This window comes from Cyclobacterium qasimii M12-11B (genome assembly GCF_000427295.1).
GTDB lineage: Bacteria > Bacteroidota > Bacteroidia > Cytophagales > Cyclobacteriaceae > Cyclobacterium > Cyclobacterium qasimii.
The window spans coordinates 67,101-86,005 of record NZ_ATNM01000091.1; the positions used below are offsets into that span (position 1 = coordinate 67,101).

Consider the following 18,905-nt stretch of genomic DNA (forward strand, 5'->3'; position numbering starts at 1 on the left):
TCTTTTCCTACCACAATATTAAAATCGCATTCTCCAATTCTTTTTAACAAGGAAAATTAAGCACATTTCCTTCATTTTTCTTGTCCTGAAAACATAAGTCAATTATTGCCTCAAAATCTTTTTCATCAATATGGACCTTTCCATATACTGTCAAAAGTTTTTGTTGGATAATCTCAAGTTGCTCCTTTGGCAATCGTAAAAATTTCTGCGAAAGATATCCTTCAGTTACCATACCTATGGCAATCGCTTCACCGTGGAGAAGATGTAAAGGTGTATCAAGATAATGTGACTCTACGGCATGTCCGATGGTATGTCCAAAATTCAGGATTTTTCTGAGCCCTTCTTCCTTTGGATCTTTTTCAACTACCTCTCTTTTGATTCCTACCGAAACAGAGATAATGTCTTTCCAAGATTGATTCTGCCAATTTTCAGTCTTTAGGCTATTAAAGTAATTTTCATTCCTTATCAACCCATGCTTAATGACCTCTGCATATCCAGAGCGCAATTCAGGCTCAGGAAGCGTTCCTAAGAATTCTTCACTTATTAAAACCCCTTCAGGTTGGTTGAATACGCCGATGTGATTTTTGAATCCCTTAAAGTCAATTCCTAACTTGCCACCAACACTGGCGTCAACTTGGGAAAGCAGGGTAGTAGGTAAATTAATAAACCGAATACCACGTTTATAGGTACTGGCACAAAAGCCTCCCATATCACCTGTTACTCCACCACCAATATTCAGGATGAGGGTCTTTCGGTCGAAACTATTCTCTGTCATCCATTCCCAGATAGCTACACAAGTGTCTAGGGTTTTATGCACTTCACCTGCTTCAAAAGCAAAACTGCTGTGCTCAGGAAGGTGACTGGAAATTAATGGGTAACAGTGTTTGATGGTATGACTATCCATAATGACTCCAAGTTTGGAGTACTTTTTTGAATCGAGAAACCGAACCAAATCCTGTGCTATTCGGGAAGAAAATATAATTGTTTCCAAAAGCTGTTTTTTTGTAAAGGTAAAATTAAACCCGTTTTTATCCCTTAAAAGAATGGATTGGAAAAAGGTTATTTAACACGCTATTTCCAATCTCTGAATATCAATCCATTGAACCCTAAACAGGCTATTAAACCCTATTTCAAGCTAAACTTACTTCACGTCCTACTACAAAGAATAGGTACGAAATAAATTTATGGACAACATTCAGCACTTATTTAAGAATAAAAACGGGCTTAACATCAAACTGATTTTTTTGCGGAAACGTCTCCCCTCAATTTTTTCTCTTGACGTTTAACAGACTCTTCATGAATACAATAAAGTAATTCTTTCATGAACTTTTCGCTAAGATTTTTATCCATTCCTTTGGCAGTTCTGGACTCCATTACTTGCTTCCAACGATCTGCTTGAAAAACAATAAGGTTATTGTCTCTTTTGTGCTCACCAATTTGGTCTATAATAGAAAATCTTTCTGCAAGAAGATCCATCAATTGATCGTCTAAATGATCAACAGCATTTCTAAGATCTTGCAATTTCTCTGAAGGGTTCTCATTTTGAACCGGGTGTTTGAAATCAATTTTATCCAAAATCTCTCTAAGCTGCTGAGGAGTTACCTGCTGCTTCGCATCACTCCATGCATTGTCAGGATCATGATGCGTTTCTATCATCAATCCGTCAAGTCCGAAATTAATCGCACGCTGAGCTGTTTCGTATATACCTTTTCTATTACCTACAATATGACTAGGATCATTGATGACTTGCATCCCTTTCCATAACCTTTTCAAATGAATAGGCATAGACCAGTTTGGCTTATTACGGAATTTAGTATCATAAGCATCACTGAAACCTCTATGTATGGCTGCAAGTTTGTTCACTCCCACCACCTGAAGTCTTTCCAAAGCTCCTCTCCAAAGTTCCAAATCAGGATTCATTGGGTTTTTTACCATTACAGGAATATCAACACCTTTAAGCGCATCAGCAATTTCCTGAACAGCAAATGGATTTACCGTAGTTCTTGCTCCTATCCAAAGAATGTCTACGCCATGTTTTAACGCTGATTCTACGTGAGATGCATTTCCTACTTCTATCGTAATTGGAATATTAAGTTTCTCTCTAACGATTTCCAACCAACCCAATCCTTCTTCACCAATACCTTCAAAACTTCCTGGTCTTGTTCTTGGCTTCCAAATTCCTGCTCTGAAAACGTCAGGGACAACATTGGCGGTGATCATGTCTGCGCAAACCTTTTCGATTTGCTCAGGAGTTTCTGCACTACAAGGTCCTGCTATAATCAGGTGCTCGTTGTTAAGACCTAAACCCCAGTCTTTTGTTTGTAAGTGATTTTCCATTTCTGTATTCTCGGTTAAATATTAAAATAAAAAAGCCCGACTCTTTCGAATCGGGCTTCTATGTTTTTTATCTTTTTTTATTTTTTGTTAAGACAATACGCAGCTCCGATTCGACTTTGGGGACGAAAGTAAAAGTAAAAGAAGCTAAAGTAGGTAGCTGCGAAATTTTTCATGCGTCAAATGTAACCTATCCCCCTTTAAAAATCAAATAGTTATTGGTTTATTTCGTATTAAGTCTTGAATTTAAACTGGATTGCACCATCAAATTTTCATCTCCTACTTAATAAAGAATATAATCAATAGACAATCAATTGTTTACGATGTTTCATTTTATTATTAACCTAAAGCAGGAATGCTCCAGTAATTAAGGAGGGCTAGCTCATAGCTAGCAAATTACAAGGCATTTACAGCAGTCTCTTTCTGAATTTTAAGCGCTACTATAGGGGATAATGTCATAATATCCCTTTTCATGTCTTGCCTTTTATGGGTAATCCGCTTATTTCTGTCCGCTCAATATTTCCCTAAAAACAGCAAGTGGGCTTGCTACAGAGGTAAGGTAAACGGGGTTTTGGGTTCCGCCCTCCTTATCAAAGCATTCATAAGGCGCACCAAAAGCTGTTCCCTTTCTAAAATCATTTTCTATTAACTCATCTATGTATTCCGTCGCCAATTGTTTGGCAAGCTCAGGACTGCTTTGGTGAATGGCATAAGCCACCCAGCCGGTAGGAGTTCCCCAATAAGCGCCATTTTGATAAGTGTTTTTCGCTGCTATAGACTTTTCCCAGACTTTATTTTCATCAAAATCATGGTCTGTAGGTACATGCCTGATATTCCCACGATAGCTAATAGTACCCTTCTTATAAGCTTCCATCAAAACCTCACTGGCAGCAGCAAGTTCTTCACCTTCTAAAACGCCCAGGTAAACCGCAAGGGAAGTTCCCCAAACATCCGGTTGTGCACTCAGTTTTGTGGATGCCTTTAAAAATCCGCTGTCATCTCTGAACACATTGGGTATGCTTTCCTTGATAGCCTTTGCTATTTGCTGGTATTTCACGGCCAGCTCTGGGCGGTTCATAATTGAGAAAAGCGCTGACAGTTCCAAGGCAGCTCTGTACTTAAGCAGAGATGGATACAGTAACTCACCTGTGAATTCAATCGCATCCCTAAACCCAAAATCTACGCCTCTAAATTTCTCAGAGGCAATTACCAACTGATTTTCTAACCCAGAAGGAGGTACGTGAAAAGCCAGTGTAAGCCTCTCTATTAAATTCAAACCATTGATTTCTTCCGAGAGAATTGACATCCCCCCATTCGCTTTCACATAAATATACGCCATGTGGACAAACATAAACTGATCCCCATAGGGAGGAAGGCTACCCCATTTTTCTGTCCCTTGATCGGTAAAACTATATGTTCCTGGGAAATAAATGGGAAGGCCATCATCTATTCGGATATGGTCAGCAATTGCTCCCACAGGAATCATACTTCCACCTGATGTAATCCATGTTTGATTTGCTTGTGTTTGAGCTGTGAGCAATAACATGTGCTTTTGTTCTTCTAGCGAAATCAGCCCAGTTTCTAAGGACATTGCATAGTCCCTAATCCAGAATGAAGGGTAAGCATTTCTTCCTCCAGGCCGGATTAGCGTCCCGCCTGTGTTGTTTGCCCCAAACGCATCAGATATAAATTGGTTTGGATAGATCCTGGACGCTTCAAGTACTGCTTCAGTTAAACCTTCCAGAAACTCAAATTGATCTTTGGATAAAACTTCGGTCTTATCAAGTGTTTGCCCTTGTAGCAAAAAGGGAGCGGACAACATCAAATATGCCAAAACTAAAAACATGATCTATTCATTTCGCAATTGATTTTTTGGGGCTAGCACTAATGGCCGAATTTAACTTGACAGCAAATGCTTTGTCAACATCCTTTCGCTGTAATACAAAATGGTGCAAAGGGTTGACCTTGTCAGAAACCCATCTACTCCCCTCTTCCATATCAAAGGTTAAAGCACCAGGCCCTAACTCTTGTAAAAATTCACCTGGCCCAATTACTGCATAATAAACAGTAGCCAGATCCCAACTTGGCCTTTGATCCTTAATTCTTTTACTTTCCACATTCCAAAGCCAGTCCCTATATGCTGTTCTAAGAATGTTTCCAGGGCTTAATGCTTCGAGAGATTCTCCAGTAAAAACCTTTGCTCCTGCATCCACAAAATAAGTAGGTTTTGGAAAATGGTCTATTAAGTAATCGGTATAGCTAGCCGTATTGTTTCTGAAAAAATTCCAATCTTTCACCCCCACTCCTTCTTCATTGGATGCCCCCAATGCACCAAGTGCCACCCATCTTTTCACTTTTTGAGTTACTAATTCTAAACCAGTCAATGGGGAATCACTACCTGGGGACGATTTAAGTAATTCATACAAACCTTTGGTATGGCCTATAGTGATATAGGTAACTGAGTTGTCCGCTGTTTGTATCAGGAGTTTTCTATTTAGAGCAGTTTGCTCCATGGCATCATGATTATGAACCAATTTATTTTTATAAGCCACAGTGTCTTTGGCAAGCTTTTCAGCATGCATTTTATCCTTTGGATCCCCAAAGTTCAGGTCATGACTGGCTCCTACCGGTATTTCAGGTCTCCCATAGTAAACGTTGATGGCATCAATTATACCGACCCCATAAGGGACTTTTCCAGAACTATAGATCACTCCAAGTATTTCCACTTTTCCTTGGTCAGCAAAATGGTGTAACAAAGCCATGGCCCCTACATCATCACAATCGGAACCCATATCTGTATCCAGTATAATTTTCTCAGCCTGACCTATTGAATCATAAGGCTGAGAAAATAGAAAGGCAAAAAGGAAGACACAAAAAAACGGATGGAGCAAATTAATTTTCGAAATACGGTTGAGCATACTTTAAACTATGATTTATAAAACTAAAGACACTGAAAATAAAAGTTAGAAATCTCCTATTCTCCAGAACAAGGTATTTCTATCGGTACCTATTCCCAAGTCTTGAAACACATAAAACAATAATGAACAGCATCATTATAATGTGTTAGAAAATTAGGCAATTCTATTTTTTAGATTCAAATAATTCTAAATTTAGGTATTCTGACTTAAAAACCAAGGTAGTTAAATCAAGGGTTAAGTGATAAAATCACACCTCAAACCCTGCCCTTAGTTGTTTTTTTTGGTATCTTTGCGCTCTGAAAATGAGAATAAAACCTGATTTTTCTTTTGATAATCTGGGAATTGACTTTGTACATCTCAAAGTTGATGAATTGGAAAGGATAGAGAAGTTGATTGAGTTAAAGAATTCGGCTTCTATTTAAAAAGCTGCTATTTAAACCTGAATCCCTTTTCAACTTATACGACCCAAATCACACTTATAATACGGCTGGTTTTCCTTCAGTCTTATAGGGGGAATAGAATAAATAGCCTTTAAACTGTTTAAAGCAGAATAAATTTGAAGGATATTGCACAATCTATGTTAAAAGAAAAAATCTAAAAAACTTCCAAAAATAGCATAACTGATATTATCCATGCAATTACTGAACGAACAGGAGATAGAAAGAAGAAAAGACCGGGAGGCATTAATTAATTTGGGAATTGATCCATACCCAGCCCTTTCTTACCCTATAAATGCCACCGCGGCAGACATTCATCAAAATTACGAAAATCGTAAAAACGATTACAAAGCAATAACCATAGCGGGAAGGCTTATGACCAGAAGGATCATGGGTTCTGCCAGCTTTGCAGAAATACAAGACAGTACTGGCAGGCTTCAGATCTACGTTAAAAGAGATGATCTTTGTCCTGATGAAGATAAAACCCTTTACAATACTGTATTTAAAAAGCTATTGGGTATCGGGGATTTCATTGGACTTAAAGGATTTATTTTCACCACCCAGACTGGCGAAATTTCTTTGCATGTTCAGGAATTCATCTTATTGGCTAAATCAGTAAAGCCACTCCCTATAGTCAAGAGAGACGATGAAGGAAATGTATTTGATGGATTTAAAGATCCAGAACTAAGATATAGACAACGGTATGTTGACCTTATTGTCAACCCTGAGGTAAAAGAAACCTTTGTCACACGGTCCAAAATCATTTCCACCATGCGAAGGTACTTTGATGACCATGGCTGGATGGAAGTAGAGACGCCAATATTACAACAGGTGCATGGAGGTGCGGCAGCAAAGCCTTTTGAAACACACCATAATGCATTGGATACTCCTTTATTTTTAAGAATCGCCAATGAGCTTTATTTAAAGCGATTGATCGTAGGTGGTTTTGAGGGCGTATATGAAATAGGTAAAATGTTTCGTAACGAAGGCATGGACAGAACGCATAATCCTGAGTTCACCTCTATGGAGATTTATGTCGCCTATAAGGATTACATCTGGATGATGGAAATGGTTGAGAACCTAATTTCACAGATTGCAACCAAAGTTTTGGGCACTACTCAAGCAAAGGTTGGCGATAAGGTGATTGAATTTGAAGGGCCCTACAGGCGCTTGTCCATGTTTGAATCTATACAGGAATATACCGGTATAGATGTCAGCCAAATGGATGAAAAAGGCTTGAGGGAAGTCTGTAAGGACATGGGAATCGATGTAGATGACAGCATGGGTAAGGGTAAATTGATCGATGAGATATTTGGAGAAAAGGTAGAAGAACACCTGATCCAACCAACTTATATTACCGACTACCCTATAGAGATGACCCCACTTGCTAAAAAGCATCGATCCAAACCAGGATTAGTGGAAAGATTTGAATTGTTTGTCAATGGCAAAGAGATTGCCAATGCCTATACGGAGTTGAATGACCCAATAGACCAGAGAGAGCGATTTGAAGACCAACTCAAACTAGCCCAAAGAGGTGATGACGAAGCCATGGCCATGGATGAAGATTTTCTCCGGTCTTTGGAATACGGCATGCCTCCTACGTCTGGATTGGGCATAGGTATAGACAGGCTTTGCATGATGCTTACCAACCAAAGCACCATTCAGGAAGTTTTATTCTTTCCGCAAATGAAGCCTGAGAAAACCATAAAAGTTGCTACGGATGAGGAGTTTATAGGATTAGGTATCCATCCTGGTCTTGTTCCAGCTATTAGGGAACTTAACATCCACACCATTGAACAACTTAAAGGACTGAACCCTAATAAGCTTTTTAATGATGTTTGTGGTAAAAAGAAAAAATTGAAGTTGGAAGTACCCAACCCCAGCAAGGAAGATGTTTCCAACTGGATAAATGGTTAAAAGGAAAGCCCGAAGCAATAATCGCTTCGGGCTTTTTTTATGCCCTAATCATAAGACTTAATAAGATGGCTTTGCCTTACCTCAGTCTCAAGTCCTCTAGTGTTCCCAAAAATTAGGTGGCACTATCCCCAATGCACGCAGGTATACATATCCTTGCCCTCTGTGATGCACTTCATTGTCAATAAAATACATCAAAGAACAATAAACCTTGTTTTCATACTGGCCAAAAGCTTTCACAGTATCCTGAAAATCTTCAGTTGAAAGCTTGGGAAACCATTCGTCTATTTCAATTGTAGCCTGATCCCAAAGCGCTAATAATTTTTCTTTGCTTTCTTCTACCCCATGCTCTTCATTTAGCGGCTCCCATTCCCTGGTCACAAGGCCTTTGATCCCCGGGCCTGCTATTCCTATTAATTCCTGAGCCATTTCTCCAAAAGGACGCATTTCCCCCAAAGTAAAGTGAAAAAGTTGCTCTTCCGGAAATGCCTCAATTATCCGACGTGTAAGCCCTCGGTGTCCTTGCCAGTGCTTTAATAGTTGCTCTTGTGAAATGATCATTTGAAGTTCATTGGTTTCCATAATACAAGTTTTTTTAAGTGAATAATGAATGCTTATGACAAACTTAGGCACCGCTAGTGACAGCCCTATGTCAGTAGGTTTGAAAAAAAATAGCACATGGTTAAATGTTTTTTTAGTGTGAAAATTTCATTAGTTTTAATTGACCTCAATCCTCCATGAATAGATTAAACAGACTTACCGCCATACTCACCCAATTGCAGAGCAAAAGGCACATCACAGCAGAAGAAATCTCGAAAAGATTTGATATAAGCCTGAGGACAGTTTATAGAGATGTCAGAGCACTTGAGGAAGCCGGAGTGCCATTAACAGGCGAGACGGGCAAAGGATACGCCTTGGTTGAAGGATATAGACTACCACCAGTAATGTTTGATGAAAAAGAAGCCTATTCATTATTGTTGGCAGAAAAAGTAATCGAACAATTTACAGATAGAGAAATAAGTGAAAGATTTAAATCGGCACTGATCAAAATTAAATCCGTATTAAAAGACCGTCAAAAATATGCATTAGATCACCTTGATCAACAGGTTGCTTTTTATAGCAAGGATATACACGACTCTAACAGAAATGAGCAGGTAATTCAAGGGATTTTATCGGGCTTGGCTGATAACAGCGTCTTACAATTTAACTACACAAGCTTTCTAAAAGAAGAGAATACCAGTAGAGCAGTAGAACCAGTCGGTATGTACTATTCGAAAGAAAACTGGTACTTAATTGCCTATTGCAAACTCCGTGAAGATTATAGAACTTTTAGGATAGATCGAATCCGAAATCTGGAGATAGGTGAGGCTATTTTCAACACCAATCATCCCACTTTAAAAGCCTATTTAAAAAAAATGGAAGAGGGGCATGAACTGACTAAAATAGTAATACAGATGGAACCTTCATTTGTCAAGTATATAGATACCCAAAAATACAATCATGGCTTTGTATTGCAGGAGACTATAGGGCAGAAAGTACAGCTTACTTTTATGGTTGGTTCTTTGGAGTACTTTGCTCGCTGGGTCATTTCTTTGGCAGACATTATTAATGTCATACAACCCAAGGCACTTTCTGACAGGTTAGAAGTTTTACTTACTACTATGATTAAAAAGCTAAAAGAAGGAGGTCAAACTCAGGAAGCCAATTGATCTAAAAGTCTCACCATAATCCTATCATGGTGCATGTTGGTCAATCAAAATAACATTTCCATCCGGATCTTTGACCATTATGCTTTCAGGGCCTTTACTATTCTCTTTAGCTTCTTTATCAAGAGTCAAACCCTGTTTCTTAAGCGCTTGTTGAATTTCTCTAACATCTTGATAATCCTCCAGCACATTAGCATCTGCATCCCACCCAGGATTAAAAGTCAAAATATTCCCTTCAAACATTCCTTCAAAAAGGCCAATTAGGGTATCCCCATTTTTCATAATGAGGTAATGATTTTCCTCAGACCCTCCAAACTTTGAAAAGCCTAACTTTTCATAAAATTCTTTGGATGCTTTTAAGTTTTTTACGGCAAGACTGACAGAGAATGCACCTAATTTCATAATTGATAAGATTTAACTTTAACAATCAATTTAAAAAGGTGGAGAATTTAATGTCAAACATAAATTCCCCACCTCATTTATATTGCTCTAGGCAAGTGACCTTCTACAATATTCAAGGCAATTCTGAACTTCTTTAACAGCATCAGATCCTTCTGGCACCTTATATTCAAGCTCTATGGTAGCAGGGAATTTATACTTTCTGCTTTGGATTTCACTCAATAATTCCACAATAGGTGTATCTCCTTCACCCCACGGAAGGTTGTGCTGCCCATTTGCCAGGGTTTGACGGTCCTTGGTATGCATGCTTAAGATGCGTTTGTGATGTTTTTGAAGTAAATCCATAATATCAGTATAACCTGCGGCGATATAATGGCCAGCATCTAAGTTCAAGACATTTCTGGGGCTTTGTGCCAAGGCAGTATCCCAGAAAGTTGGGGTCTGTTGCGTATGTCCATGGTATCCTACAGACATTTTATTTACCTCTCCCATCTTGCCCAATTTCAAGGTACGGGCATCGTCAGCTGGATGTTCTAAGGTAACATGCGTAGCTCCCAAGGCCCTAGCTGCTTTCATGCCATAGGCAATTTCCGCATCGGTATTGTTTCTTCCAAAAGCACTGGGCTTGAAAGCATAAATGCTCACCCCAGCATCTTTGTACATTTTTCTAAACTTTTCGAATTTTTTATAATCTGTTTTCGCACGCCAGTCCGCCACTGTATTAGAGTAAGCAGTGGCTTCTTTTTGCAGTTCACCGAATTCCTTGGCTTCATCAGCAGAAAGTTGTCCTCCATCCCTCTTTTTACGGCCTAACTCATTGAACCTCCCTTTGTCCATGTTGGATTCAGGAATGCCTGCAAAAGACTCGGCCGGTCCACCCATTAGTTCTATGGCACTAATACCACTATCGGTAACATATTTAAGTGTGGCGTCTGCACTTTGATCCGCCATAGATCGGAAGGAATAGGTAATACAGCCTATCTGAACCCCGTTAATTTTCGAGTTCGGCTTGTTATAGTTTTTGATTATAGCTGGCGCTCCTTTTATCAACGAAGTTGAAGCCAACGCAAGGCCTGCAGTACCTAAAACGGACTTTATTAAAAACTCTCTTCTATTTTTCATTGGATGGGAATTTAGGTTTAAACTGTAAGATAAGAATTGGCTGATTAAAAATTATTCTTTTCGACCAAAAACGCTAAAAATCTACCAAATAATTAGTAGGAAATGCCGTGAATTAAGGCCTTTTATAAAATGGATTTACCCAAACTACAGGATATGGAGAATTGATTCAACCATAAATGGGGAATAGCCATTCTAGTAAGTGGTGGAAGTACTTACTTAGAAAAATCCGGAAATCTTATCGTACAACTCCATTTAATGCTTAATTAATTTACTTTATTCACTTTATCAATCTAGACTATTCCATCGCGTCCTAATAAATAGCATTGAAAAGACCAAACCTTTCAGCTTCCGATGGAAGCGCGAATTCAGAAAATAGTTCAATTTGGTTTTGGCAGCATTGCTGGATTTTCAGGGACTACCTACAAGGATTTAAATAAAAAAGGCCCGAAACAAAAATGCTAGTTTCAGGCCTTCCTCTTGATCAACTTATCAATTGGGTCTACTTATTTGCTTACTTTATCTTTCAAATCATTGATTATTTTCTCAATCACTTGCCTGTTATTCTCAAGGCTAATACCGACCTCTGCGGCCAAAGCTTCCAGATCAGGTTCTTTTTCAGCCGTAATTGCAGCTATTGCTAACCCTGCCAATTGATCAAGTTTCCTAAGCTCTTCATCCATTTCCTCTTCATTTTCTTGCTCAAACATAAGCTCAAGAGGCATGAGTTCTATACCCCGCTTTAAAATCTCCTGAGCGGTATTGTGCATAGAAGGTCCCAAATAAATATCTGCATTCTTATTCAGCTTTACCCCGAACTTTGCCAAGGCATCTATCAATGACTCGAAGCCCTTTTCTGTCAATGCAGTGGCCTGAATTGTTTGGTCCTTTTCATTGTAGTAGGCTACTGCAAAATGGGGGGACACCTCCAATTCCTTGAGTCCAAGTCTGTAAACACCACCTGTATAGCTAACATTGAATTCTCCTTCCATCTCCTGAACGTTAGGAACAGTTCCTTTCCCTTCAGTTATGACCATTACCAAACGCTCCCCTTCGTGTACTACGGAAGGTTGTGTCGACCCTGCAAATAACATCATGTATGGGGTTGGATTATTATCGACATCCTTGATCAGCGCACCTTCATCTTCAATCAAATGATTGAGTTCTGTAGCAAAAAAGAAAATATCATCGGGACTAAAACTAGCATAACCTGACAAAGGGCCATACGTTTGCCAACATTCGCCATTAAAGCCAATCAGGTTAAACCAAAGTTCTTTTTCCCCATCTCTGCTTACAATATCTTTTATAGACGGAGAATACAGAAGGTAATTTTCACCTGAAAAAACATCTTCCATTTGATAAAAATCTTTCTCTGGCTGACTTTTTACTTCAGAAAAAGTAAATCTCCAGGGATTTTCTGACTGAAAAGCCATCCAATTCCTCTTGTTTTCCTCGAGACTACTAATTGCAGCGTGTTTTAGGTATTTGGTAATAAGCCCTCCATCCTTCATTAACCTGTGGATAATGTATTGAGATTTAAGCATATCAAACCAGTGGCGACCAAATTTTTCAATGATGTGCCTATACACATGTAACTTTTGATCAGCCTCCTTTCCTAATTTATCTTTTTCAGAAGCATAGGACAAAAGGAACCTGTCCAGAATGGCTACACTCAAGGCTGTATTTTCTTCACAAGCCTTCTTTATCTTAAGAAAATCTTCCATGGCTAAAAGATAAGCCGAAATTAACTTTTCATCAAATGATTTTATTCCAATAAGAAAGAATTTCCTTATTCAGGGAGATAATCCATGAAATCCAATTGAAAACCTGGTAATCATAAATAACATAACCAAAAGGTTATAAAGAGATTACAAGGACAGGTTCATTTACTAGCGAAGCTTTCCAAAAAAAATCATTTTTAGCAGTATTAAAAAATGGATCAATCCGGTCTTTTTTATCGAAATCCAAATGCCTTTAACTACCCAAATAAATCAGAACTTAGGTAACGGTCTCCACGGTCACAGGTAATACAAACAATTACTCCGCTTTCTAAGGTTTCAGAAAGCTTAATGGCCGCATACAGGGCTCCACCACTGCTCATTCCTCCCAATATACCTTCTTCCTTTGCCATCCTTCTAGTCATCTGTGTCGCGTCTTCCTGGCTTACATCTATGACCAGATCCACTCTTTTTGGCTCAAATATTTCAGGAAGAAATTCTGGTGACCATCTTCTTATGCCTGGAATACTTGAACCTTCGGTTGGTTGAGTACCTACGATTTGTATGTCTTTGTTTTGTTCTTTAAGGTATCTTGACACCCCCATTATAGTTCCAGTAGTACCCATCGCGGACACAAAATGAGTTATTTTACCTTCAGTCGCTTTATAAATCTCTGGTCCTGTAGAATTGTAATGGGCCAAATAATTGTCCGGATTTGAAAATTGATTGAGCATAAAATACCCTTGATTTTCGGCCATGTCTTCAGCCAGGGTTCTGGCGTATTCTATGGATTTTTCTGCAGGTGTAAGGATGACTTTTGCGCCATAGGCCTCCATAGACAAAACCCTCTCTCTGGTAGCATTGTCTGGCATTATCAAGGTCATTTCAACGCCTAGGAGATTGGCAACCATGGCTAGGGCAATACCAGTATTACCTGAAGTTGCTTCTACCAATTTGTCTCCTCTCTTAATATCTCCCCTGTCTAATGCTGATTGGATCATATGGTAAGCTGCACGATCTTTAACAGACCCACCGGGATTCTGCCCTTCCAGCTTACAATAAATTTTCACATTGGGATTTACAGGAATATTTTCGAGTTCAATTAAAGGGGTATTTCCTATTAATTCAAATAACTTCATAATTGTATTTATCAGGCTTCGCTTTTCAGCACATAAAAATCTGTTAGATTGGAAGCTCCGTCTAACATTTTGGTTTGGTAATATATTTTACTCTTAGCGGGTATACTTTTGGTCAACCAAACATTTCCACCTACCACACTGCCTTTACCAATAACGGTATCTCCACCCAAAATAGTAGCACCTGCATAAAGCACTACATCATCTTCAATGGTAGGATGTCTTTTCTTGTCAGCATCCTCTTTATTGACACTTAGGGCCCCAAGGGTAACCCCCTGATAAATTTTAACCCTATCACCAACGACTGTAGTTTCGCCAATAACGATCCCTGTGGCATGATCAATGCAAAAGAACCTACCAATGACGGCTCCTGGGTGTATGTCGACACCCGTTTTACTGTGTGCATATTCAGTAATCATCCTGGGTATCAAAGATATCCCCAATCGATGCAACAAATGCGCTACACGATAAGCAGATATGGCATAAAATCCAGGGTAACAACGAATGATCTCAGTTTTTGACTTGGCGGCAGGATCACCGTTATACATGGCATCGATGTCTTCATGAAGTTTATTATAAACTTCTTCTTCCAATTTATCAAAAAACTCATCGGCCAATGCTTCTCCATTGGATTGATGAAGTGCCACGTTAAGTTTTAGGATTTCACGTAATTGTAACCTTAGGCCGGAAAATTTCACTTCCAAACTTCCCAAGTCCTTTAATGCTTTACTAGAATGCTCTGGAAATAAAATCCCCAAAATATCATCAAAAAAACTATTGATCACCTTCGGAGAAGGACATCCTGGACATAGGCTATGGGCTTTTTGTAATCGGTTTAAGAATCCATCCATACTAAATTTATTACTTTAGAATACAAAACCGACTCGCAAAACATATGGTTCATTATAATTTGACCTTTTACTGTCATAACTGAAATTATACAACGCCATAAAGTTCATCCCGCCTCTATCTCCGAAAGGGACAAAGTATCCTGCTCCTGCAAACAAACCAGGTATCCATTCCCTAGAAAAGGAAATTTCATTGTTGGCCAAGGTGTAAGGCACCTCCAAATTCAGTGCTTCATATTCAGCATGAACAAAAATTTGACGGAATACATTGTATCGATTAAAAATGCGTGCCCCATAAACATGGGAGGTTCCATCAACATAAAACTTGTTGTTATAATATTGGTAGGTAGCACCAACCCCTGCTGAATATTTGTCCGTAATCATGGCTCCTACCAATGGAGAAGCATCGATATAGGTGATGTTACCTAATTGGAGGCTAAAGTTGCCCCCATAATACAATCGTTCTGTTAATGGAGGGTTTTCATCTTCATAAATAACCCTTTGGGCATTCACCTCACCATTAAAAAACAAATAAAAACAACGGTAAACAGTGTTAATGCTGCCGATTTACTCTTCCATAATAACATAAAGGTCTTCCGTTTTTCTTTTCATTAAATACCGCTCTCGAGCAAATTTTTCCAACAGCTCAAAATTACTGAGCAATTCCTCTCGTTCAACTTTAATTTTCTCCTTCCGTTCTTGATAAAATTCCTTTTGCTTTTCAAGCTCATTTAATTTTGAACGAAGTTTGAAATGACTGACAATATCATTGCTATCAATGAATATCATCCACATAACGAATAAAACGGTAAAAACGAAGTAGAAGTTTTTGGTATACTTTAAATATTTAGCCATAATCTGCTTCAGTGTTTCTACAAATATATTAAAAGAAAAACAATCCCTTCTTTCAGTGTCTTGAAAATAACGTTGAAACACTCAACAGAGTTTAAATCGTGAACCAGGATTATTCAATAGTTATCGAATTCTAGGGTGATTAAAAAATAATAATATGGCCTTAGGTCGTAAATTAGGCCTAATTAAATGCAGCATGCTTATAAACGCACAATCTACAATCTGCCACTCTTGCCATTTGGTTAAATTACATTAAATACCTACAATACCTTTTTTAAAAAATGCTTGTTTTCAACATGAGTAAAAAAAATCTATAAAAACATAAAAGCCTTTTCAGGAAAATCCTGAAAAGGCTAATTATAGATTCCATTGAAAAAAAGGAACCAGATTAGATTCAAATTTTGAATCGTATATTAAAATTTAAGTCCTGGGAAATAAGCAGACTCACCAAGTTGCTCTTCAATTCTTAACAATTGATTGTACTTGGCCATTCTATCAGACCTAGAAGCAGAACCAGTCTTGATTTGTCCTGTATTCAAAGCAACTGCAAGGTCAGCAATAGTAGAATCTTCAGTTTCACCAGAACGATGAGACATTACTGATTTGTATTTGTTTCTATGACAAAGGTCCACTGCATTGATTGTCTCTGTCAAAGAACCGATTTGGTTTACTTTAACAAGAAGTGCATTGGCAATATTTTCGTCAATACCTTTTTGCAATCTTTCAACATTGGTTACAAACAAATCATCACCAACTATCTGGATTTTATCTCCAACATATTCAGTCATCATTTTCCATCCAGCCCAATCATCTTCTTGCATTCCATCTTCAATGGATTTGATAGGGTATTTGCTTACCCAGTCTTTCCAGTAATCAGCCATTTGAGATGAAGTTAATTCATCACCAGTAGATTTCTTGAATACATACAACCCTTTTTCTTCGTCATAAAACTCAGAAGAAGCAGCGTCCATGGCTATGAAAACATCTTCACCTGGTCTAAAACCAGCTTTTTCGATTGCTTGTAGTACAATCTCAACAGCTTCAACGTTAGAACGTAAATTTGGAGCAAATCCTCCTTCATCACCTACGTTAGTACTTAAACCTTTTGCTTTAAGAACTGACTTAAGGTTATGGAAAATTTGAGTTCCCATTCTTAATGATTCAGAGAAAGAAGTAGCACCAGCAGGCATTACCATGAATTCTTGAAAATCGATAGCATTATCAGCATGCGAACCACCATTCAAGATATTCATCATTGGAACAGGAAGGGTGTTTGCATTAACACCACCTATGTATCTGTATAGAGGCTGACCAGATTCCATAGCTGCTGCTTTAGCTACTGCTAAAGAAACACCGAGTATAGCATTGGCTCCAAGTTTTGATTTATTCTTGGTACCATCAAGGCTACACATGATCTCATCAATTTGATTTTGCTCAAAAATATCAAAACCAATAAGCTCAGGTGCGATAACATCGTTTACATTGGAAACCGCTTTCAAAACGCCTTTACCCATGTATACACTCTTGTCCTCATCTCTAAGCTCTACAGCTTCATGTATACCTGTAGAGGCGCCACTAGGAACTGCGGCCCTTCCGAAGGCGCCGGTTTCTGTAAAAACATCAACTTCTACCGTAGGGTTACCACGGGAATCTAATATTTGTCTTGCGTGAATCGATTGAATTAATGTCATATCAATATTAAGGTTAATGAATTATTTCTGAATTTGTGAAATAAATTGGTCAAATAAATACCTGGAATCATGTGGCCCTGGAGAACTTTCAGGGTGATATTGAACAGAGAAAGCAGGTTTATTGGTAAGTTTAATACCAGCTACCGTGCCATCATTTAAATGAACGTGAGTAATTTCCAACTCTTTGTTGTTATCAATGTCATCTTTATTGACAACAAACCCATGATTTTGAGAAGTGATTTCACTTTTACCAGTCAAAAGGTTTTTAATTGGATGGTTAAGTCCTCTATGCCCATGGTGCATTTTAAAAGTACCTACACCACATGCTCTTGCCAAGATCTGATGTCCTAGACAGATACCAAAAAGTGGTTTGCCTAAATCAAGAATCTCTTTAGTAGTTGCTACAGCATAACTCATTACAGCAGGATCCCCAGGTCCATTTGAAAGAAAATACGCATCAGGATTCCACTTTTCCATTTCTACTAAACCGGTTTTTGCAGGAAATACCTGACAATAAACGCCTCTATCAGTTAAACATTTTAAAATGTTTCGCTTAATGCCATAATCTACACATGCAATTTTAATAGAAGCATCCGGATTACCTACAAAATAAGGTTCTTTTGTAGAAACTGTGGAAGAAAGTTCAAGACCATTCATGTCAGGCACCTTATCCAACTCAGCCTTAAGGCTTTCGATATCTTCAAATTCAGAGCTAATGATAGCATTCATTGCACCACTAGACCTAATATGTCGAACCAATTTCCTGGTATCTATATCTGAAATCCCAGTAATGTTATGATTTTCTAAAAACTCTTGAAGTGAGGATTTAGCATCCAATCTACTGTAAATTTCAGAGAAATCATTCACAACTATCCCGGCAATAAGAGGCGTAGCTGATTCCTGTTCTTCATCAATTACCCCATAATTACCAATATGTGGGGTAGTATTTACAATAATTTGTCCCGTATAAGAAGGGTCGGTGTAAATTTCTTGATAGCCTGTCATGCCTGTATTAAAACAGATTTCACCTCCGTTTGTGCCATGGCTACCAACGAGGTTACCAGTGAATACAGTGCCATCAGCTAAAAGAAGTATTGCTTTTTTCTTTTTCATATCAAATTTTGCTATGCAAATTTAAGAATTTTCTAATTTGTAAAAAGCTTTCGGCGAAAAGGATATAAAAAAAGGGACTGAACAAAAGCCCAATCCCTATTAATATTAAAGAAGGTATAGCATAGATAGATTACTCTGCTTTTTTATCTTCATCCTTATTTTCGGCTTTATCTTCTGAAACAACATCAGAAGCATCTGCCGAAGCTTCCTCTTCAGGTGCTTTTTCTGCTTTTGCACTTTCTTTAGCTTCTCCAGCAACTTCTTCAGTAGCTGCACCTTCTTCGCTTGTCGCTTTTCCGGTACCTCTTCTGCTTCTTCTGCTAGATTTTTTAGCTGGTTTTTCTTCTTTCAACATCAATTCGTTGAAGTCAACCAATTCGATGATACACATTTCTGCGTTGTCACCTAATCTAAAACCAGTTTTGATAATCCTTGTGTATCCACCAGGTCGGCCACCAACTTTTTCTATTACTTCTCCAAAAAGAAGTTTAATAGCCTCTTTATTTCTAAGGTAACTAAACGTTATCCTTCTATTGTGGGTAGTATCATCTTTGGCCTTTGTGATCAAAGGTTCGACATATTTCCTCAACTCTTTGGCTTTGGCAAGGGTGGTGCTGATCCGCTTGTGTTCCAAAAGAGATTTGGCCATATTCGAAAGCATGGCCTTTCTATGTGAGGCGGTTCTACCCAAATGGTTAAATTTCTTACCGTGTCTCATTT

At 38.4% G+C, this 18,905-nt stretch carries 17 protein-coding genes; 2 read left to right on the forward strand and 15 right to left on the reverse strand.

What is annotated here, in order from left to right:
- Positions 1 to 43: 43 nt before the first annotated feature.
- From aroB to ADICYQ_RS09035, 4 genes are all read right to left on the reverse strand, one after another.
- Positions 44 to 991: a 3-dehydroquinate synthase gene (gene aroB, locus ADICYQ_RS09020; protein WP_020888606.1), complete on the reverse strand. Its 948-nt coding sequence runs from the start codon at positions 989 to 991 to the stop codon at positions 44 to 46.
- 239 nt (positions 992 to 1,230) lie between these two features.
- Positions 1,231 to 2,337: a chorismate mutase gene (locus tag ADICYQ_RS09025; RefSeq protein ID WP_020888608.1), complete on the reverse strand. Its 1,107-nt coding sequence runs from the start codon at positions 2,335 to 2,337 to the stop codon at positions 1,231 to 1,233.
- 496 nt (positions 2,338 to 2,833) lie between these two features.
- Positions 2,834 to 4,180 carry a hypothetical protein gene (locus tag ADICYQ_RS09030; protein WP_040415349.1) on the reverse strand — a complete coding sequence of 449 codons (1,347 nt, stop codon included), beginning with the start codon at positions 4,178 to 4,180 and terminating at the stop codon, positions 2,834 to 2,836.
- A gap of 7 nt (positions 4,181 to 4,187) precedes the next feature.
- Entirely contained in the window at positions 4,188 to 5,252 is a 1,065-nt protein-coding gene (locus ADICYQ_RS09035; RefSeq protein ID WP_020888610.1) for a nucleoside hydrolase, read from the reverse strand.
- Between the two features lie 632 nt (positions 5,253 to 5,884).
- Here ADICYQ_RS09035 and lysS point away from each other — a divergent pair.
- The gene (lysS, locus tag ADICYQ_RS09040) at positions 5,885 to 7,606 is read left to right on the forward strand and encodes a lysine--tRNA ligase (RefSeq protein WP_020888612.1); all 1,722 of its coding nucleotides are present in this window, start codon (positions 5,885 to 5,887) and stop codon (positions 7,604 to 7,606) included.
- A gap of 96 nt (positions 7,607 to 7,702) precedes the next feature.
- Here the strand turns inward: lysS and ADICYQ_RS09045 are convergent, their stop codons facing one another.
- Complete coding sequence (locus ADICYQ_RS09045; protein WP_020888613.1) at positions 7,703 to 8,185, reverse strand: DinB family protein; 483 nt, start codon at positions 8,183 to 8,185, stop codon at positions 7,703 to 7,705.
- Between the two features lie 155 nt (positions 8,186 to 8,340).
- Here ADICYQ_RS09045 and ADICYQ_RS09050 point away from each other — a divergent pair, with 155 nt between their 5' ends.
- Positions 8,341 to 9,312, forward strand: a complete 972-nt coding sequence (locus tag ADICYQ_RS09050; RefSeq protein WP_020888614.1) for a helix-turn-helix transcriptional regulator — start codon at positions 8,341 to 8,343, stop codon at positions 9,310 to 9,312.
- Between the two features lie 24 nt (positions 9,313 to 9,336).
- Here the strand turns inward: ADICYQ_RS09050 and ADICYQ_RS09055 are convergent, their stop codons facing one another.
- The 10 genes from ADICYQ_RS09055 to rplQ all read right to left on the reverse strand — a co-directional run bounded on the left by ADICYQ_RS09055 (position 9,337) and on the right by rplQ (position 18,903).
- The gene (locus tag ADICYQ_RS09055; protein WP_020888615.1) at positions 9,337 to 9,711 is read right to left on the reverse strand and encodes a VOC family protein; all 375 of its coding nucleotides are present in this window, start codon (positions 9,709 to 9,711) and stop codon (positions 9,337 to 9,339) included.
- Positions 9,712 to 9,798: 87 nt separating this feature from the next.
- Positions 9,799 to 10,830 (reverse strand): sugar phosphate isomerase/epimerase family protein, encoded by a 1,032-nt coding sequence (locus ADICYQ_RS09060; protein ID WP_020888616.1) that lies wholly within the window; start codon positions 10,828 to 10,830, stop codon positions 9,799 to 9,801.
- A 503-nt stretch (positions 10,831 to 11,333) separates the two neighbouring features.
- Complete coding sequence (locus ADICYQ_RS09065; protein ID WP_020888617.1) at positions 11,334 to 12,551, reverse strand: hypothetical protein; 1,218 nt, start codon at positions 12,549 to 12,551, stop codon at positions 11,334 to 11,336.
- Between the two features lie 254 nt (positions 12,552 to 12,805).
- Positions 12,806 to 13,684, reverse strand: a complete 879-nt coding sequence (cysM, locus tag ADICYQ_RS09070; protein ID WP_020888618.1) for a cysteine synthase CysM — start codon at positions 13,682 to 13,684, stop codon at positions 12,806 to 12,808.
- Positions 13,685 to 13,695: 11 nt separating this feature from the next.
- A complete protein-coding gene (locus ADICYQ_RS09075; protein WP_020888619.1) occupies positions 13,696 to 14,532 on the reverse strand; it encodes a serine O-acetyltransferase in 837 nt (278 codons plus the stop codon).
- A 15-nt stretch (positions 14,533 to 14,547) separates the two neighbouring features.
- Positions 14,548 to 15,060 carry a hypothetical protein gene (locus tag ADICYQ_RS09080; protein ID WP_020888620.1) on the reverse strand — a complete coding sequence of 171 codons (513 nt, stop codon included), beginning with the start codon at positions 15,058 to 15,060 and terminating at the stop codon, positions 14,548 to 14,550.
- 36 nt (positions 15,061 to 15,096) lie between these two features.
- Positions 15,097 to 15,384 carry an FtsB family cell division protein gene (locus ADICYQ_RS09085; RefSeq protein WP_040415479.1) on the reverse strand — a complete coding sequence of 96 codons (288 nt, stop codon included), beginning with the start codon at positions 15,382 to 15,384 and terminating at the stop codon, positions 15,097 to 15,099.
- Positions 15,385 to 15,794: 410 nt separating this feature from the next.
- Positions 15,795 to 17,072: a phosphopyruvate hydratase gene (eno, locus tag ADICYQ_RS09090; protein ID WP_020888622.1), complete on the reverse strand. Its 1,278-nt coding sequence runs from the start codon at positions 17,070 to 17,072 to the stop codon at positions 15,795 to 15,797.
- Between the two features lie 21 nt (positions 17,073 to 17,093).
- A complete protein-coding gene (carA, locus tag ADICYQ_RS09095; RefSeq protein WP_040415354.1) occupies positions 17,094 to 18,185 on the reverse strand; it encodes a glutamine-hydrolyzing carbamoyl-phosphate synthase small subunit in 1,092 nt (363 codons plus the stop codon).
- Positions 18,186 to 18,315: 130 nt separating this feature from the next.
- The gene (gene rplQ / locus ADICYQ_RS09100; protein WP_040415358.1) at positions 18,316 to 18,903 is read right to left on the reverse strand and encodes a 50S ribosomal protein L17; all 588 of its coding nucleotides are present in this window, start codon (positions 18,901 to 18,903) and stop codon (positions 18,316 to 18,318) included.
- Positions 18,904 to 18,905: the final 2 nt, after the last annotated feature.

Coding starts and splice junctions, on each gene's coding strand:
- ADICYQ_RS09025 (WP_020888608.1), bottom strand. CDS start 2,337: ATGGAAAATCACTTACAAACAAAAGACTGGGGTTTAGGTCTTAACAAC.
- ADICYQ_RS09030 (WP_040415349.1), bottom strand. CDS start 4,180: ATGTTTTTAGTTTTGGCATATTTGATGTTGTCCGCTCCCTTTTTGCTA.
- ADICYQ_RS09035 (WP_020888610.1), bottom strand. CDS start 5,252: ATGCTCAACCGTATTTCGAAAATTAATTTGCTCCATCCGTTTTTTTGT.
- lysS (WP_020888612.1), top strand. CDS start 5,885: ATGCAATTACTGAACGAACAGGAGATAGAAAGAAGAAAAGACCGGGAG.
- ADICYQ_RS09045 (WP_020888613.1), bottom strand. CDS start 8,185: ATGGAAACCAATGAACTTCAAATGATCATTTCACAAGAGCAACTATTA.
- ADICYQ_RS09050 (WP_020888614.1), top strand. CDS start 8,341: ATGAATAGATTAAACAGACTTACCGCCATACTCACCCAATTGCAGAGC.
- ADICYQ_RS09055 (WP_020888615.1), bottom strand. CDS start 9,711: ATGAAATTAGGTGCATTCTCTGTCAGTCTTGCCGTAAAAAACTTAAAA.
- ADICYQ_RS09060 (WP_020888616.1), bottom strand. CDS start 10,830: ATGAAAAATAGAAGAGAGTTTTTAATAAAGTCCGTTTTAGGTACTGCA.
- ADICYQ_RS09065 (WP_020888617.1), bottom strand. CDS start 12,551: ATGGAAGATTTTCTTAAGATAAAGAAGGCTTGTGAAGAAAATACAGCC.
- cysM (WP_020888618.1), bottom strand. CDS start 13,684: ATGAAGTTATTTGAATTAATAGGAAATACCCCTTTAATTGAACTCGAA.
- ADICYQ_RS09075 (WP_020888619.1), bottom strand. CDS start 14,532: ATGGATGGATTCTTAAACCGATTACAAAAAGCCCATAGCCTATGTCCA.
- ADICYQ_RS09085 (WP_040415479.1), bottom strand. CDS start 15,384: ATGGCTAAATATTTAAAGTATACCAAAAACTTCTACTTCGTTTTTACC.
- eno (WP_020888622.1), bottom strand. CDS start 17,072: ATGACATTAATTCAATCGATTCACGCAAGACAAATATTAGATTCCCGT.
- carA (WP_040415354.1), bottom strand. CDS start 18,185: ATGAAAAAGAAAAAAGCAATACTTCTTTTAGCTGATGGCACTGTATTC.
- rplQ (WP_040415358.1), bottom strand. CDS start 18,903: ATGAGACACGGTAAGAAATTTAACCATTTGGGTAGAACCGCCTCACAT.